The 15,326-nt window shown below is 56.2% G+C and carries 14 protein-coding genes and 3 tRNA genes; 8 read left to right on the top strand and 9 right to left on the bottom strand.

The features are described 5' to 3' along the window. Positions 1–140 precede the first annotated feature (140 nt). A complete protein-coding gene (gene argA / locus AC2CF9_RS16570; protein ID WP_150018606.1) occupies positions 141–1,469 on the bottom strand; it encodes an amino-acid N-acetyltransferase in 1,329 nt (442 codons plus the stop codon). 232 nt (positions 1,470–1,701) lie between these two features. Between argA and amiC the strand changes: the two genes are divergently transcribed. Next, positions 1,702–2,937, top strand: coding sequence for an N-acetylmuramoyl-L-alanine amidase AmiC (amiC, locus tag AC2CF9_RS16565; RefSeq protein ID WP_150018607.1), 1,236 nt, complete (start codon positions 1,702–1,704; stop codon positions 2,935–2,937). Between the two features lie 87 nt (positions 2,938–3,024). Here amiC and AC2CF9_RS16560 read toward each other — a convergent pair. From AC2CF9_RS16560 to AC2CF9_RS16550, 3 genes are all read right to left on the bottom strand, one after another. Continuing rightward, positions 3,025–3,101, bottom strand: a tRNA-Met gene (locus AC2CF9_RS16560). Positions 3,102–3,152: 51 nt separating this feature from the next. Then, a tRNA-Met gene (locus AC2CF9_RS16555) sits at positions 3,153–3,229 on the bottom strand. A gap of 51 nt (positions 3,230–3,280) precedes the next feature. Further along, a tRNA-Met gene (locus AC2CF9_RS16550) sits at positions 3,281–3,357 on the bottom strand. Positions 3,358–3,562: 205 nt separating this feature from the next. On the opposite strand from AC2CF9_RS16550, the gene mltA reads away from it, so the two are divergent. Together mltA and tcdA are read left to right on the top strand one after the other, a co-directional pair. Beyond that, positions 3,563–4,711, top strand: coding sequence for a murein transglycosylase A (mltA, locus tag AC2CF9_RS16545; protein WP_071668551.1), 1,149 nt, complete (start codon positions 3,563–3,565; stop codon positions 4,709–4,711). 83 nt (positions 4,712–4,794) lie between these two features. Beyond that, positions 4,795–5,601: a tRNA cyclic N6-threonylcarbamoyladenosine(37) synthase TcdA gene (gene tcdA / locus AC2CF9_RS16540; protein WP_150018608.1), complete on the top strand. Its 807-nt coding sequence runs from the start codon at positions 4,795–4,797 to the stop codon at positions 5,599–5,601. Here the strand turns inward: tcdA and csdE are convergent. After that, positions 5,589–6,032, bottom strand: coding sequence for a cysteine desulfurase sulfur acceptor subunit CsdE (csdE, locus tag AC2CF9_RS16535; RefSeq protein ID WP_150018609.1), 444 nt, complete (start codon positions 6,030–6,032; stop codon positions 5,589–5,591). The two genes, tcdA and csdE, sit on opposite strands and share 13 nt — an antisense overlap. Before the next feature lie 4 nt (positions 6,033–6,036). Further along, positions 6,037–7,242: a cysteine desulfurase CsdA gene (csdA, locus tag AC2CF9_RS16530; RefSeq protein ID WP_104085489.1), complete on the bottom strand. Its 1,206-nt coding sequence runs from the start codon at positions 7,240–7,242 to the stop codon at positions 6,037–6,039. Between the two features lie 206 nt (positions 7,243–7,448). Between csdA and AC2CF9_RS16525 the strand changes: the two genes are divergently transcribed. The 4 genes from AC2CF9_RS16525 (at position 7,449) to rlmM (ending at position 10,466) form a co-directional block, all read left to right on the top strand. After that, positions 7,449–7,673, top strand: a complete 225-nt coding sequence (locus AC2CF9_RS16525) for a YgdI/YgdR family lipoprotein (protein WP_039379928.1) — start codon at positions 7,449–7,451, stop codon at positions 7,671–7,673. Between the two features lie 336 nt (positions 7,674–8,009). Further along, complete coding sequence (locus AC2CF9_RS16520; RefSeq protein ID WP_039379926.1) at positions 8,010–8,927, top strand: transcriptional regulator GcvA; 918 nt, start codon at positions 8,010–8,012, stop codon at positions 8,925–8,927. A gap of 50 nt (positions 8,928–8,977) precedes the next feature. Continuing rightward, complete coding sequence (locus AC2CF9_RS16515) at positions 8,978–9,373, top strand: DUF423 domain-containing protein (protein WP_039379923.1); 396 nt, start codon at positions 8,978–8,980, stop codon at positions 9,371–9,373. Continuing rightward, positions 9,366–10,466: a 23S rRNA (cytidine(2498)-2'-O)-methyltransferase RlmM gene (gene rlmM, locus AC2CF9_RS16510; protein ID WP_150018611.1), complete on the top strand. Its 1,101-nt coding sequence runs from the start codon at positions 9,366–9,368 to the stop codon at positions 10,464–10,466. Before AC2CF9_RS16515 ends, rlmM begins: the two co-directional genes overlap by 8 nt. Before the next feature lie 527 nt (positions 10,467–10,993). On the opposite strand, the gene xni is transcribed toward rlmM, so the two are convergent. The 3 genes from xni to queF form a co-directional block, all read right to left on the bottom strand. Continuing rightward, on the bottom strand, positions 10,994–11,752 hold the full coding sequence (gene xni, locus AC2CF9_RS16505) for a flap endonuclease Xni (protein WP_150018612.1): 759 nt from the start codon (positions 11,750–11,752) through the stop codon (positions 10,994–10,996). A gap of 42 nt (positions 11,753–11,794) precedes the next feature. Then, entirely contained in the window at positions 11,795–13,156 is a 1,362-nt protein-coding gene (gene ppnN / locus AC2CF9_RS16500) for a nucleotide 5'-monophosphate nucleosidase PpnN (protein WP_039379917.1), read from the bottom strand. Positions 13,157–13,342: 186 nt separating this feature from the next. Next, positions 13,343–14,188: an NADPH-dependent 7-cyano-7-deazaguanine reductase QueF gene (queF, locus tag AC2CF9_RS16495; protein ID WP_150018613.1), complete on the bottom strand. Its 846-nt coding sequence runs from the start codon at positions 14,186–14,188 to the stop codon at positions 13,343–13,345. Between the two features lie 61 nt (positions 14,189–14,249). Between queF and syd the strand changes: the two genes are divergently transcribed. Further along, positions 14,250–14,807: a SecY-interacting protein gene (syd, locus tag AC2CF9_RS16490; RefSeq protein ID WP_484557487.1), complete on the top strand. Its 558-nt coding sequence runs from the start codon at positions 14,250–14,252 to the stop codon at positions 14,805–14,807. Positions 14,808–15,326 lie beyond the last annotated feature (519 nt).

Here is a 15,326-nt window from a genome sequence, read left to right as displayed (position 1 = left end):
TCACGTAGGGGCCGCATTAATGCGGCCCTGAGGGGGGGAATAACGCGATTCGGAATTTCACACGCGGCCAGGGCGCCATAAATGGCGCCCCCACAGGATCACGTAGGGGCCGCATTAATGCGGCCCGGGAATATCGTGGATTATTTTAAATCTGCCATCAGCACCTTTGAACGACGCTGATAGTTATACATCTGCTGCTTGCTCTCTGGCAGCGACTCAATATCTACTGGCGTAAAACCCCGCTCCTGAAACCAGTGAATGCTGCGGGTGGTGAGCACAAACAGCTTTTTCAGCCCCATCTGCCGCGCCTGTAGCGCTACGCGATCCAGCAGCAGCTCGCCGCGCGATGAGCTGCGATAGTCGGGATGTACTGCCACACACGCCATTTCGCCAATCTGCTCATCCGGGAACGGGTAGAGCGCGGCACAGGCGATAGTCATATTATCGCGCTGGATGATGGTAAACTTATCGATCTCCATCTCCAGCTGTTCACGCGAGCGCCGTACCAGAATACCCTGCTGCTCCAGCGGACGGATCAGCTCCAGAATGCCGCCAATATCGTTGATGTTGGCGCGACGGATCTGCTCGGCAGACTCCATAACAATCTGCGTACCGATACCGTCGCGTGAGAAGAGCTCCTGCAGCAGTGCGCCATCCTCCTGATAGCTGATCAGATGGCTGCGGCGCACGCCGCTGCGACACGCTTTCACCGCGCCGCGCAGAAAACGCACCGTACCGGACAGAAAATCGCCGTCGCTCTCCATCTCATCAATGCGCGCCTGCGCATCGCCGGGAAACAGCTCTGAAATAATTGTGCCGGCGCGATCGGTCACGCCCTGCTCGGAGCAGAAGCCAATCATCTTCTCTGCCTTGAGCTTGATGGCGAGCTGCGTGGCAACCTCTTCTGAGGTGAGATTAAAGCTTTCGCCGGTTACAGAGACGGCGACCGGACCCAGCAGTACAATCGCATTATTATCCAGCTGACGGTGAATCGCCTCTTCATCAATACGGCGAATGCGTCCGCTGTGGCAGTAGTCAACGCCATCATCCACGCCCAGCGGCTGGGCAATGATAAAGTTACCGCTGACGACATTAATATGCGCGCCCTGCAGCGGCGTGTTGTTAAGACTCATCGAAAGGCGGGCGGTGATATCAAGCTGCAGACGACCTGCCGCCTGCTTTACCAGCTCCAGCGATTGCGCATCGGTCACGCGGGTGTGTTTGTGATAGAGAGGCTCCAGCTGCTGCTGCGCCATGCTGGCATCAATCTGCGGACGTGCGCCATAGACCACCACCAGACGGATGCCCAGGCTATGCAGCAGGCCAATATCGTTAACGATACTGGAGAAGTTTTCATGCTCAATGGCTTCGCCGCCCAGCATGATGACAAACGTCTTGTCGCGATGGGCATTAATATAGGGAACGGTATGGCGAAAACCCTGAACCAGCTCGGTACTGCGTTCCTTCACGGTGCACCCTCTGTGAATGGTTATTCGTAATTAGTGTATTTTTATTCTGTTTTTCGCCGTATTGCAAGCGTTGCGCCTGACGTTACTTTACGATTTTTCAGATGCATCCGTTGATAACAGCCTGCATTATCTGGCTTTTCCGACGAGACAAGCGTTGCCAGATTGGATAAAGTTTTCGCTTTCTGAGCGTCAGCTGACGCAGATTTATCTATAAAACAGTAGTTGGAGTAGCATGTCCCAGGCTTTTTCCCGAAGACGGTTATTACAAGGTGCCGGTGCGCTATGGCTACTTAGCGTAACGCGTACCGGGCTGGCAGCGAGTCAGCACATTGTTGCGGTACGCATCTGGCCTTCATCAACGTACTCCCGCGTCACGCTGGAGTCGAATATCCCGCTGCACTACAAGCAGTTTGCGCTGAGCAATCCGGAACGTCTGGTCATTGATATCAAGAACCTGCATATTAATCCGGCACTGAAAGGCATCAATAAGCTGGTGCGCACAGACGATCCCTTTATCAAAACGGCACGGGTCGGGCAGTTTGATCCGCACACGGTGCGGATTGTGCTGGAGCTGAAGCGTAACGTCGCACCAAAAACCTTTACCCTGGCGCCCGTGGCCGGTATCAAAAACCGGCTGGTGGTGGATCTGTATCCCAGTCAGGCATCGCACGCCGACGATCCGCTGCTGGCGCTGCTCAATGATTACAACAAAGGCGATCTGGAGCGCGATCAGCCTGCGCAGGCACCGTTGCCGGGTAAGGCGGGACGCGATCGTCCGATCATTATCATGATCGACCCCGGGCACGGCGGCGAAGATCCCGGTGCGCACGGCAAATACAAAACGCGTGAAAAGGATATTGTGCTGAAGATTGGTCGCTACCTGCGGGCATTGATCGATAAAGAGCACAATATGAAAGCCTACATGACGCGTAATGAAGATGTGTTTATTCCGCTGCGCGTGCGGGTGGCCAAAGCGCGCAAGCAGCGTGCCGATCTGTTTGTTTCTATTCATGCCGATGCGTTTACCAGCCGGGCAGCGCGTGGCTCTTCGGTATTCGCGCTCTCCACGCGCGGTGCGACCTCTGCCGCAGCCCGTTTCCTGGCACAGACGCAGAACGAGGCCGATCTGATTGGCGGCGTCAGCATGAGCGGCGATCGCTATCTCGACCACACGATGTTCGATATGGTTCAGCGTCAGACCATCAGCGACAGCCTGAAGTTTGGCAAAGAGGTGCTGGCGCGCATGGGGCGCATCAATCATCTGCATAAGCGTACGGTTGATCAGGCGGGTTTTGCCGTGCTGAAAGCGCCCGATATCCCGTCAATTCTGGTTGAGACGGCGTTTATCAGTAACGTGGAGGAGGAGCGCAAGCTGCGCACCGCACGCTATCAGCATCAGGTGGCCGAAGCGATTTTTCACGGTATCAAAGCCTATTTTGATAAAGGCGGCGTGCTGGCACGGCGTTAAGGGCAGGGCGGCAGCGATGCCGCTTTTTTTCCGGCGGCAGAAACAAAAAAACACCCGTTAAGGTGTTTTATGTTTCTTCAGAAGAAGTGGTTGCGGGGGCCGGATTCGAACCGACGACCTTCGGGTTATGAGCCCGACGAGCTACCAGGCTGCTCCACCCCGCGTCCGTCTGTCGCACTGAGCGACGTTTCACATTGTATTCTTCTTAAGACAATTGGTTGCGGAGGCCGGATTTGAACCGACGACCTTCGGGTTATGAGCCCGACGAGCTACCAGGCTGCTCCACCCCGCGTCCGTCTGTCGCCTGAGCGACACTTCATATTGTCTCTTCACTAAGAAGAATTGGTTGCGGGGGCCGGATTTGAACCGACGACCTTCGGGTTATGAGCCCGACGAGCTACCAGGCTGCTCCACCCCGCGTCCGTGGATGCGCACTATACACCTGGCGCGTGACGATGCAACCCCTTTTTGCGCTTAACGGGTGAAATCCATAAGCAGTTGCTGAATAATGTCGCATCCGGATGAAAAAATGCACAGATGTGAAGGCGATGGCGGGTGGCAGATTTCATTATGACCAGGGCTTTGCTATCGTCGCCGGGCGAACAACCGACAACAAGAGAGAGTCATGAACGGACACCGGGTAAAGTATGCACTCACTGGCGCATTTCTGGCGCTATTAGCAGGTTGTAGCTCGAAGCCGACCGATCGCGGTCAGCAATATATTGATGGCAAGCTGGAGCAACCGCTCGGGCTGGTTAATGAGCCTAATGCCAAAGGGCGTCCGGTTAACGGGCAGGATTTCGGCCTGCAGGTGCAGCAGATTCAGTCCGCCTCATCGCGTCTGTTCAGCCGTAATAATGACACCTACAGCGCTATCCAGAACTGGCTTCTTTCGGGTGCAGATACGCGTCAGCTGCGTCAGTTTGGCCTGAATGCGTTTCAGATGGAAGGCACCGACAATTATGGCAACGTGCAGTTTACCGGTTACTACACGCCGGTAGTGGAAGCGCGCTACACCCGGCAGGGTGAGTTTCAGTATCCTATTTACCGCATGCCGCCGCGCCCGCGCGGGGCGAAGCTGCCGAGCCGCGCCGGCATTTATAGCGGCGCGCTTGATGAGCGCTACGTCATCGCCTGGAGTAACTCGCTGATCGACAACTTTATGATGGATGTGCAGGGCAGCGGCTACGTCGATTTTGGTGACGGACGTCCGCTGCGCTTCTTTGGCTACGGCGGTAAAAATGGCTGGGCTTATCACAGCATCGGTAAAGAGCTGATCGATCGCGGTGAAGTTAAACGCGAAGATATGTCGATGCAGGCCATCCGGCAGTGGGCTGAGGAGCATTCACCGCAGGAAGTGCGTGATGTGCTGGAGACCAACCAGTCCTTTGTCTTCTTTAAACCTGAAGAGTACGTGCCGGTGCGGGGTGCCAGCGCAGTTCCGCTGATTGCCAAAGCGTCGGTTGCCTCTGACCGCTCACTGATCCCGGCGGGCACGGCGCTGCTGGCGGAAGTGCCGCAGCTGAATGCAAAAGGTAAGTTCAACGGTAAGTATGAAATGCGTCTGATGGTGGCGCTGGACGTCGGTGGCGCAATCAAAGGCCAGCACTTTGATATCTATCAGGGCGTAGGTCCGGACGCCGCGCATCTGGCTGGCTTTTATAACCACTACGGCCGCGTCTGGGTACTGAAGACCGCTCCCGGCGCCGGACAGCCGCTGTTCAGCACTGCGCAAAACGGCAATAACGGTTCACTGCTGACCGGCGCAAATTGATACACTGACAGCCAGCTCTCTGCAGGAGAGTACATTATCGGGTGCGCCACGCGGCGCACCGCATTCCGGAGTAAAGGTCAGATATGAAAGTGGTAAGCGACGCCTGGCGACAGCGCTTTGGCGGAACGGCGCGTCTTTATGGACAGGAGGCGCTGCAGCAGTTTGCAGAGGCGCATTTCTGCGTAATTGGTATTGGCGGCGTAGGCTCCTGGGCCGCTGAAGCGCTGGCGCGTACCGGCATCGGACACATTACGCTGATCGATATGGATGATGTCTGTATCACCAATACCAACCGGCAGATCCATGCGCAGCAGGGCAATGTCGGTCAGGCAAAAACGGAGGTCATGGCCGCCCGTATCCGCGCCATCAATCCGGAGTGCGTTGTCACCTGCATTGACGACTTTATCACGCCGCAAAACACCGCAGAATTGCTCTCTGCCGGGTTTGACTATGTGATCGATGCCATCGACAGCGTGCGGCCGAAAGCGGCACTGATCGCCTGGTGCCGGCGTAATAAAGTTCCGCTTATTACCACGGGCGGGGCAGGCGGACAGATCGATCCCACCCAGATTCAGGTCAGCGATCTGGCGAAAACCATCCAGGATCCGCTGGCGGCCAAATTGCGCGAGCGCCTGAAAAGTGATTTTGGCGTGGTAAAAAACAGTAAGGGCAAACTGGGCATCGACTGCGTGTTTTCCACTGAAGCGCTGGTCTATCCGCAGCCCGACGGCAGCGTATGCGCCTCGCGCAGTACCGCAGAAGGCCCGAAGCGTATGGATTGTGCTGCAGGCTTCGGGGCGGCAACCATGGTGACCGCCACGTTTGGATTTATCGCGGTATCGCACGCGCTGAAGAAGTTTCAGGCGCGCCGCGCGCGTCAGGCAGCCTGACGCGCCGCGCGCGTTACCGCCTCTGCCAGCGCCTGCAGGCCGCTGCTGCGTGACGCGCTCAGCTGCGCGCGCAGTCCCAGCGTATCAAACAGCGCCAGCGGGTCCTGCGCCAGCAGCTGTGCCGGGGTCTTTCCTTCGGTGGCGGTCAGCAGCACGGCCAGCAGGCCACGCACAATTCGTCCCTCGCTGTCGCCATAAAAATGCAGCGTGCCGTCAGGCAGCTGCTGGCTGCTGAGCCAGACGCGGTTTTCACAGCCGCTCAGCTCAATCTCCGCACACTTCAGTTCTTCCGGCAGCGCCGGCAGCTGGCGGCTGAGCTGAATCAGCTGCCGGTAGCGATCCTCCCACTGCTGAAAGCGGGCAAACGTGTCGGTCAGCCCCTGAGCGGTGATCGTATGGCCAAAGGGGTGGGGGGCGAGCAGGGTAGTCATGAGATTATTCACCTAAAAGGTTCACGGCGCAGTGCATGGCGCGCACCAGCGCATCCACATCCTGCAGGTTATTATAAGGCGCGAACGAGACGCGCAGCGTACCGCTGACGCCCAGAGCTGCCATCAGCGGCTGCGCGCAGTGCTGCCCGGCACGCAGCGCAATGCCCTGTTCAGCCAGCAGCGTGACGATATCGCTGTGATGAATGCCTGCAATATCAAAGGCAAGCAGGCTGGAAGAGCCGCAGCGGAAGCTGCGAAAGCCAGGCAGCGCGCTTAGCTGCTCTTCGGCCAGGCAGGCGAGCTGCTGACTCCACATCTCCGCTTTTTCCTGATGATGGTGCGACAGCCAGTTCAGCGCCGCGCTGAGGCCCACCACACCCGCCACATTGGGCGTGCCGGCCTCGAAGCGCCACGGTACCGGCTGCGGGGTGAATCCGCTGAAGTCGACCTGCGTCAGCATTTTGCCGCCGCCCTGCCACGGCTGCATCGACTCCAGCAACTCTGCTTTGCCATACAGTACGCCAATGCCCATCGGACCATAAAGTTTGTGGCCGGAAAACGCATAGAAGTCGATATCCAGCGCCTGCACGTCAGGCGGGCAGTGCACCACGCCCTGCGCGCCATCCACCATGACCTTTGCACCCGCCTCATGCGCCAGCGCGATAGCCTGGGCCAGATCCGGACAGCCGCCGGTGACGTTTGACATCTGGCTCACGGCCAGCAGGCGGGTGCGCGTATTGATCAGCTCCGGCAGCAGGGCAATGTCGGGCCGGCGATCGGCTCCCAGCGGCCATTTCACTACCGTGGCGCCGCTTGCCTGAGCCACCATCAGCCACGGCACGAGGTTAGCGTGATGCTCCGCCTCGCTGACGATGATTTCATCACCTGGCTGCAGACGCGGTGCCAGCCAGCTGTACGCCACCAGATTGATCGCCTCAGTGGTGCCGCGCGTCCAGACAATCTGCCGATCGTCAGCGGCATTCAGCCACTGTGCGACCACGCCTCGTGCCTGTTCATACTGTGCCGTCAGCGCACGCGCCGCAGCAAACTGGCTGCGATGCACGGTGCCGGCGCTGAGCGAATAAAACTGTGCGGTGGCATCAATGACCGCCTGCGGCTTGAGCGCCGTGGCGGCGCTGTCCAGATAGACGCCGGCATCGTTCAGCGCAGGAAACTGCTGACGAAAAGCGCCAGGAGAGAAGATGGTCATATCGGGCCCACTCCGGTGATTTAGGGCCAGCCGTAACAGCAGGCTGCAGGCTGGCAAAGCTGTAAAAGCGCGTTATGCTCATTATGGCAAGGTTTGAACCGAAACCCGCATAACCCGTTCGCCATTTTCAGCCGTGCTTTCAGGCTGATGGCGCAATGTCGTGGCTGCGGGCGGTTTAATGCAATCAATCTGCAAGGAGATAGAAGATGAACAAACTTACCGCAGTGCTGGCTGTCTGCACCATGGCATTTACCCTGGCGGCCTGTTCCAGCAACTATGTTATGCACACGAACGATGGCCGCACGATTGTTGCTGACGGCAAGCCAAAAGTTGATGATGATACCGGTATGATCAGCTATAAAGATGCCAATGGCAATGAGCAGCAGATTAACCGCTCTGATGTGAAAGAGATGGTTGAGATGGGGCAGTAACATTGCGCAAAAAAAAGCACCGCAATTTGCGGTGCTATATAAAATCACTTTGGACAGACAGGGTAAATCTCAGGAATTAAAAGTTTGATCTGCAATTTTCAGATCAAAAAATGCAAACACAACATCACGACCACAAGCCAAAAGCTCTCCAAAAGTCTGCGATCTCTCGCACGTTTTCAGAAAACTTTTCGTTCCGGCTCTGGAAGTGCGGCAACTATAGGTATTTGCTGGAGCTTCCTCAACGGACAAATTATAATGTCTCGGATTAAAAAATCTAATAGCTGACGACGTTGTATAAGTTGCAGTTTTACACTATGAATCCATCTGTGGAAAACCATGTCTAAACGCCTTCCGCCGCTCAATGCTTTACGTGTTTTTGACGCGGCTGCCCGCTATCTGAGCTTCACCAAAGCCGCTGAAGAGCTGTTTGTGACCCAGGCGGCGGTGAGCCATCAGATCAAGTCGCTTGAGGATTTTCTCGGGCTCAAGCTGTTCCGCCGCCGCAATCGCTCGCTGCTGCTGACGGAAGAGGGGCAGAGTTACTATCTCGATATCAAAGAGATTTTTTCAGCGCTTAATGATGCGACCCGCAAGCTGCAGGCGCGCAGCGCTAAAGGTGCGCTTACGGTCAGCCTGCTGCCCAGCTTTGCGATTCAGTGGCTGGTGCCGCGTCTCTCCAGCTTTAATATGGCTTATCCGGGAATCGACGTGCGTATTCAGGCGGTAGACCGTGAAGAGGAGAAGCTGGCAGACGATGTTGACGTCGCTATCTTCTATGGCCGGGGCAACTGGCCGGGCCTGCGGGTGGATAAGCTCTACGCTGAATATCTGCTGCCGGTCTGCTCACCGCTGCTGCTCTCCGGCGATAATCCGCTGAAATCGCCCGCCGATCTGGCGCACTTTACGCTGCTGCATGATGCGTCGCGTCGCGACTGGCAGGCCTACACCCGCCAGCTGGGACTGCAGCATATTAATGTGCAACAGGGACCTATTTTCAGCCACAGCGCCATGGTACTGCAGGCAGCGATCCACGGGCAGGGTGTGGCGCTGGCGAACAACGTGATGGCAGAGAGTGAGATCGAAGCAGGGCGCCTGGTCTGCCCGTTCAATGATGTGCTGGTAAGTAAAAACGCTTTTTATCTGGTTTGTCATGACAGTCAGGCAGAACTGGGTAAAATAGCCGCCTTTCGTCAGTGGATTCTGGAAAAAGCCGCTACCGAACAGGAAAAATTCCGTTTTCGCTACGATCACTAAGTTACCGTTCGCTGCACAGTGATGTGCGGCGGGACCATGAGGATAGATCGATGTCCAGTCGTGCCATGTTTATATTTGCAGCCATCAGCGGCTTCGTGCTGGTGGCGTTTGGTGCGTTTGGCGCGCACGTATTAAGTAAATCGCTGGGGCCATCTGAAATGGCGTGGATCCATACCGGCCTGGAGTATCAGGCTTACCACACGCTGGCGGTAATGGGACTGGGTGCCGCGATGCTGCGACGCGCCAATATCTGGTTTTACTGGAGCAGCGCAGCGATGGCGCTGGGTACCGTTCTTTTCAGCGGCAGTCTCTATTGCCTGGCGCTGTCGCACCTGCAGTTCTGGGTGTTTGTTACGCCGGCAGGGGGATTTTGCTTTCTGATCGGCTGGTTTTTGATGTTGATTGGCGCGCTGCGTCTGAAAACAAAGGCAGAACGCCATGAATAAAGTATTACTCTATTGTCGTCCCGGATTTGAAAAAGAGTGCGCGGCAGAAATCAGTGCTAAAGCAGCAGAGCGGGAAGTTTACGGCTTTCCGCGGGTAAAAGAAGAAGCGGGCTACGTGCTGTTTGAGTGCTATCAGCCAGAAGATGCAGAGAAGCTGCTGCGCTCGCTGCCGTTTGCTGAACTGATTTTTGCCCGTCAGATGCTGGTTGTCGGCGAGCTGCTGCGCGACTTACCTCCCGAAGATCGCATTACTCCCATTACCGGCATGCTGACCGGAGTGGTGGAGAAAGGGGGAGAGCTGCGGGTCGAGGTTCCGGATACCAATGAAGCCAAAGAGCTGACTAAATTCTGCCGCAAGCTGACGGTGCCGCTGCGCGCCAGCCTGCGCGCCAGCAATATCCTGCTCAACTATGAGAGCCCTAAGCGGCCGGTGGTGCACGTGTTTTTTATCGCCCCGGGCACCTGCTATGTAGGTTATTCACTGCCGGAAAACAATTCGCCATTCTATATGGGGATCCCGCGACTGAAGTTTCCTTCCGATGCTCCCAGCCGCTCAACGCTGAAACTGGAAGAGGCGTTTCATGTGTTTGTGCCAGCCGATGAGTGGGACGAACGCCTGGGAAGCGGCATGTATGCGGTCGATCTGGGCGCCTGCCCGGGCGGCTGGACCTATCAGCTGGTGAAGCGCAGCATGTGGGTCTATGCGGTAGATAACGGCCCGATGGCGCCAAGCCTGATGGATACCGGACAGGTTACCCACTGTCGTGAGGATGGTTTTAAGTTTCGCCCGCCGCGCAGCAATATCAGCTGGCTGGTATGCGATATGGTAGAAAAACCGGTGCGCGTGGCCACGTTGATGACCGAGTGGCTGGTAAACGGCTGGTGTCGCGAAGCGATTTTCAACCTCAAGCTGCCGATGAAAAAGCGTTATGAAGAGGTCACGCAAAATCTGGCGATGATAGATGAAGCGTTAAAAGCGCAGGGTATCAACGCCCAGATTCAGGCGCGTCAGCTTTATCACGATCGTGAAGAGGTAACGGTACACGTCCGGCGCATCTGGGCTGCTACCGGCGGCCGCCGCGACGAACGCTGATCTGTCAGCAACGGGCGCCTCTACGGTGATTGTGGGGGACGCATTGATGCGTCCCTGGCGTACGTATGTATTCGGGACAACATAATCGGACGTCATTACGATGATTGTAGGGGACGCATTCATGCGTCCCTGGCGTATGTATGCGTTCGGGGCAATATAATCGGATGCACCATGGGCGCCATCAATGGCGTCATGACGTTCCGCATACGCATCAACACGGGCGCCATTAATGGCGTCATGAGGTTCCGTACGCGCATTAACACGGGCGCCATTAATGGCGTCATGACGTTCCGAACGCGCATTAACACGGGCGCCATTAATGGCGCCCCTACAATAATTGCAGGGGACGCATTCATGCGTCCCTGGCGTACGTATGCATTCGGGACAACATAATCGGACGTCATTACGATGATTGTAGGGGACGCATTCATGCGTCCCTGGCGTACGTATGCGTTCGGGGCAATATCATCGGACGTCATTACGGTCATTGTAGGGGACGCATTTATGCGTCCCTGGCGTACCGTGATTTATCCTGCCTGATAGCGCAGCGTATTAAGATTGCCCTGCAGCACTAAATCGCGCTTCAGCGTGGCAACCTGGCGGCAGATCGCGGCTGTTTCACGCTGGGCGTGTAATTTACTCTGCCACTTTGCCGGCACCTGCTCCCACTGCTGATAAATCGCCTCCAGTGAACCAAACTGCGCCAGCAGCTCGCGTGCGCTTTTCGGGCCGATGCCGGATACGCCCGGAATTTTACTGCTGCTGATGCCGCATAAACCCCAGTAATCCGGCAGCTGTGCCGGGGCAACGCCAAATTCCTGTGCGATAAACGGCACATCAAGCCAGCGCTTTTGAAAATAGTCGCGAATGCGGATAGCGGGCGCCAGCAGCTGACAATATCCCTTATCGGTGGAAACAATGGTGGCCTGATGCCCGGCATCCGCCATTTTCACTGCCAGGGTAGCGGCCAGGTCGTCTGCTTCATCGTCCCCGGCGATCCAGCAGCTGACGCCTGCGGTGCGAAAGGCCTCCTGCAGCAGCGGCAGCTCCTGTTGCAGATCCTCTGGCATTGGCGGTCGCCCCGCTTTGTAATCCGGCAGCAGCGCATGACGCCAGCCGGGGTGGCGCTCCGGACTGTCAAATACCGCCACCGCGTGGGTCGGGCGTGTATGACCAAGCAGCTGATGCAGCGCCGCAACACAGGCGTCGCGGCAGGGAGAGCCCTGAACGGCATGCAGGCGACGAATGAGATTCAGCGCATCGATAATTAATAAATGTAGTGCCATAAAAGCGATAAGCGGCAGCCCGGAGGCTGCCTTCCTGAAGGGTTATTTGATGATTTCGTAGCAGGGGATATAGGCACTGCCCGGTAGTTTCATACGCTGCTGCGCCACAAAGCCCTGCAGCAGCTCATCCATGCGATGCATCAGATCGGCGTCGCCACGCAGTTGATAGGGGCCGCGTTCACGGATCTCCCGGATACCAATTTCTTTCACGTTGCCGGCCACGATCCCGGAGAAGGCACGTCGCAAATCAGCCGCCAGTTTTTCCGCCGGCTGATTCGGAAACAGGTTGAGATTAGCCATGTTTTCGTGGGTCGGCAGGAAAGGCACCTGCAGATCCGGCGCAATACGAATAGACCAGTTAAAGCTGTAAGCGTCACCGGTTTCGCGACGATGCTCTTTTACCTGCGGCATCGCTTTTTTCATCTGGCGCGCCACTTCAGCGGCATCATCAATAATGATCGTATAGTGTTTGCGCGCCTGCTCGCCCAAAGTATTGACGATGAAATCATCGAGCACGCGGAAATAGTCAGCGCTCTCTTTAGGGCCGGTGAGGATCAGCGGCAGCACCTGCTCGCTGTTTTGCGGATTCATCAGAATACCAAGCAGGTAGAGAAACTCTTCGGCGGTGCCGACGCCACCCGGGAAGATCACGATGCCATGCGCAATACGGACAAAGGCCTCAAGGCGTTTTTCGATATCGGGCATAATGATGAGTTCGTTAACCAGCGGGTTAGGCGGTTCAGCGGCAATAATGGAAGGCTCAGTCAGGCCGATAAAGCGGCTGTCATGATAGCGCTGCTGCGCGTGACCTACCGCCGCGCCTTTCATAGGCGCTTCCATTACGCCTGGGCCGCAGCCGGTGCAGATATTCAGCTCGCGCAGCCCCATCTGGGTGCCAACATTACGGCAATACTGGTACTCCACCGCGTTGATAGAGTGTCCTCCCCAGCAAACCACGGTATTAGGATACTCCCCGACGTGCAGCGCGCGCGCGTTACGCAGTATCGAGAAAACCTGATTGGTGATATGCGCGGAGTCGTCAGCCTGACCCGCGAGGCGCTCTGGCAGAGCAAGCTGGCCGTTAACAAACAGAATATCGCGCAGCACGGCAAACAGGTTGGCCTGCAGTGAGCGGATGATACGCCCATCCACAAAGGCCTCTTCCGGCGGATTGATCAGCTCCAGCTTAACGCCGCGCTCGCGGCGCAGAACGTTGATAGCGAAATTTTCAAAACGTGAGAGCAGCTCATGACTGCTGTCTGTCTGGCTGCCGGAGTTAAGCACTGCAAGGGAACAGTTACGGAAAAGCTGGTAGAGATCGCTGCTGGCGGTCTGCTTCAGCATGTCAACTTCCAGCTGGGAGAGCAGATCCATTGAGCCAAGCGGGCTGATATGTGTAATCAAAAGAACTCCTTTACACGCCATAGCGTGACTGATGACACTGCGCTTAACCGGCTGAGCACAGTGACGAAAATCCCTGGTCGCATACGCATTACGCTTAACGCCGCAGACAGATTAACGCTCCCGGCTGGGATTGCTCAAGAGGAACCGCGCATCCCTGCTACGGCCTGCGAGGTGCCTCGTACTCTGTTACTGGCGTGCCAGACGCGAAAAGCCGGGCGTGAAGGGAACATTGCTGCGCCACGGGTTGATATCCAGACCGCCGCGGCGGGTGTAGCGCGCATAAACGGTTAACGCCTCTGGCTGGCAGAAACGCTGCACGTCATTAAAAATGCGCTCCACGCACTGCTCATGAAACTCGTTGTGCTGGCGGAAAGAGATCAGATAGCGCAGCAGCGCCTCGCGGTCGATACGCGGGCCTTTATAACGAATCATCACCGATCCCCAGTCGGGCTGGTTGGTGATCAGACAGTTAGATTTCAGCAGGTGGCTTATCAGCGTCTCGTCTACGATTTCATTGCCCGCGGCGTGCGCAAGATGCCCGGCATCAAAACCGTAATCGCTGATGCTGATATCCTGTTCATCAATAACGCTGCCGCTGAACTGTCCGATAGGCTGGCTTTCCAGCTCGCTCAGGCGAAACAGCGCCACGCTGACGTTGCCGCTGGCGCAGGCGCGCAGATCGCGTTCCAGCGTCTGTCGCACGTCGCCCCAGTCCGCGAAACGGGTCTGATTAAAGCTGTTCAGGTAGAGCTTAAAGCTTTTCGACTCAATCAGATTTACGCTGTCAGCCGCCAGCACCACTTCACCAATCGCGACCTGCGGGACACCTTTGCTGTTAAGCCATGAAAGCTCATACAGTGTCCAGATATCTGCGCCGTGAAATGGCAGGTTATCCGGAAAAAGATTGAGCGGTTCCCGGTTGAGACTGCGCGGCACAGATTGCAGCAGCGTGTTATCGTACTCATCTACATAGGCGACAGATTTGCCCAGGGTCAGGCCGCTTAAGGCCGGGTTTGGGTGTTCAGAAGACATAATGGTTACCACAACGTGAATCAAAGTGGCTAAGTGTAACCGATCACCAGCGAGAAGATGAATGATGCAGCCCACCGCCAGCGCACTGCGTGCGTTTACCACCCGTTATATCGATCTCTGGCAGCAGCAGCAGGGACACTATCCTGCCAGTAGCGATCTTGCGGGGATCCCTTCACCCTGTATCATCAATACCGTTGATGACCGCGTTCTCTGGCAGCCGCAGCCTTTTTCGCCATCGTCAGGCCTGGATGCGGTGGAGCGGGCGCTGGATATTCAGATCCAGCCTGATATTACTGCGTTTTACACGACTCAGTTTGCCGGCGATATGCATGCCCGCCTGCAGCAGCGCAGGTTAACGCTGCTGCAGGTATGGAGCGAAGAGGACTTTATCCGGCTGCAGAAGAATCTGATTGGTCATCTGATTATGAAACGGCGTCTGAAACAGAGTCCGACGCTGTTTATTGCCACTACTGATTCAGAGCAGGAGATGGTAGCAATATGTAATCTTACCGGAGAGGTCATTCTGGAAGAGCTGGGGCGTAACAAACGTGAAATTCTTTCACCTTGTATCCGGACATTTCTCGATGATATACAACCTGTTATTGGCCTGATGGGCTGATAACCGAAGCGCTATGTAAGAGATCTCTTACAAACCCTGTGCGAGATCGACATTTTATGAATGAACCTTTCAGAAACGCTAAATGTAAAGATATTGTGAATCATAGAGTTATGGTATCAGTCTGAAAATTGAGACAATACTTGATCGATTAATGGTTCATGCTTACTTGTTATTGTGGCGATTTTTGAGAGAATACCCACCGTTAGCAGGACGCTATGGACAGAGCGACGTTCAGGAGAATGTCAGCCAGGAGGCGGGAACGTAACGGAGTTTACGTCACAGGGAAGGCTTCAGGACGAAGCAGGACACTCAGGAGTGAGTAAGGGACACCTCCAGGATGGAGAATGTGAGCCATGCGGAGCAGGGCGAGCCAGGATGCTAAGGATGCTGTCATGAAGACAGGCAATGGAAAGCGCAGGAAGAGTTGTCATGGATGAGCAGGGAGCACTGCGGTGGCGGGAATGCTGCACAACGAACCGGGAGCACTGTTATTAACAGTGCTCCCTTTTTTTATGCGCT

It is taken from the genome of Pantoea sp. SYBGC1, assembly GCF_057197005.1.
The sequence above is the reverse complement of the archived record's forward strand: the minus strand, read 5'-3'. Positions and strand labels throughout refer to the sequence as shown.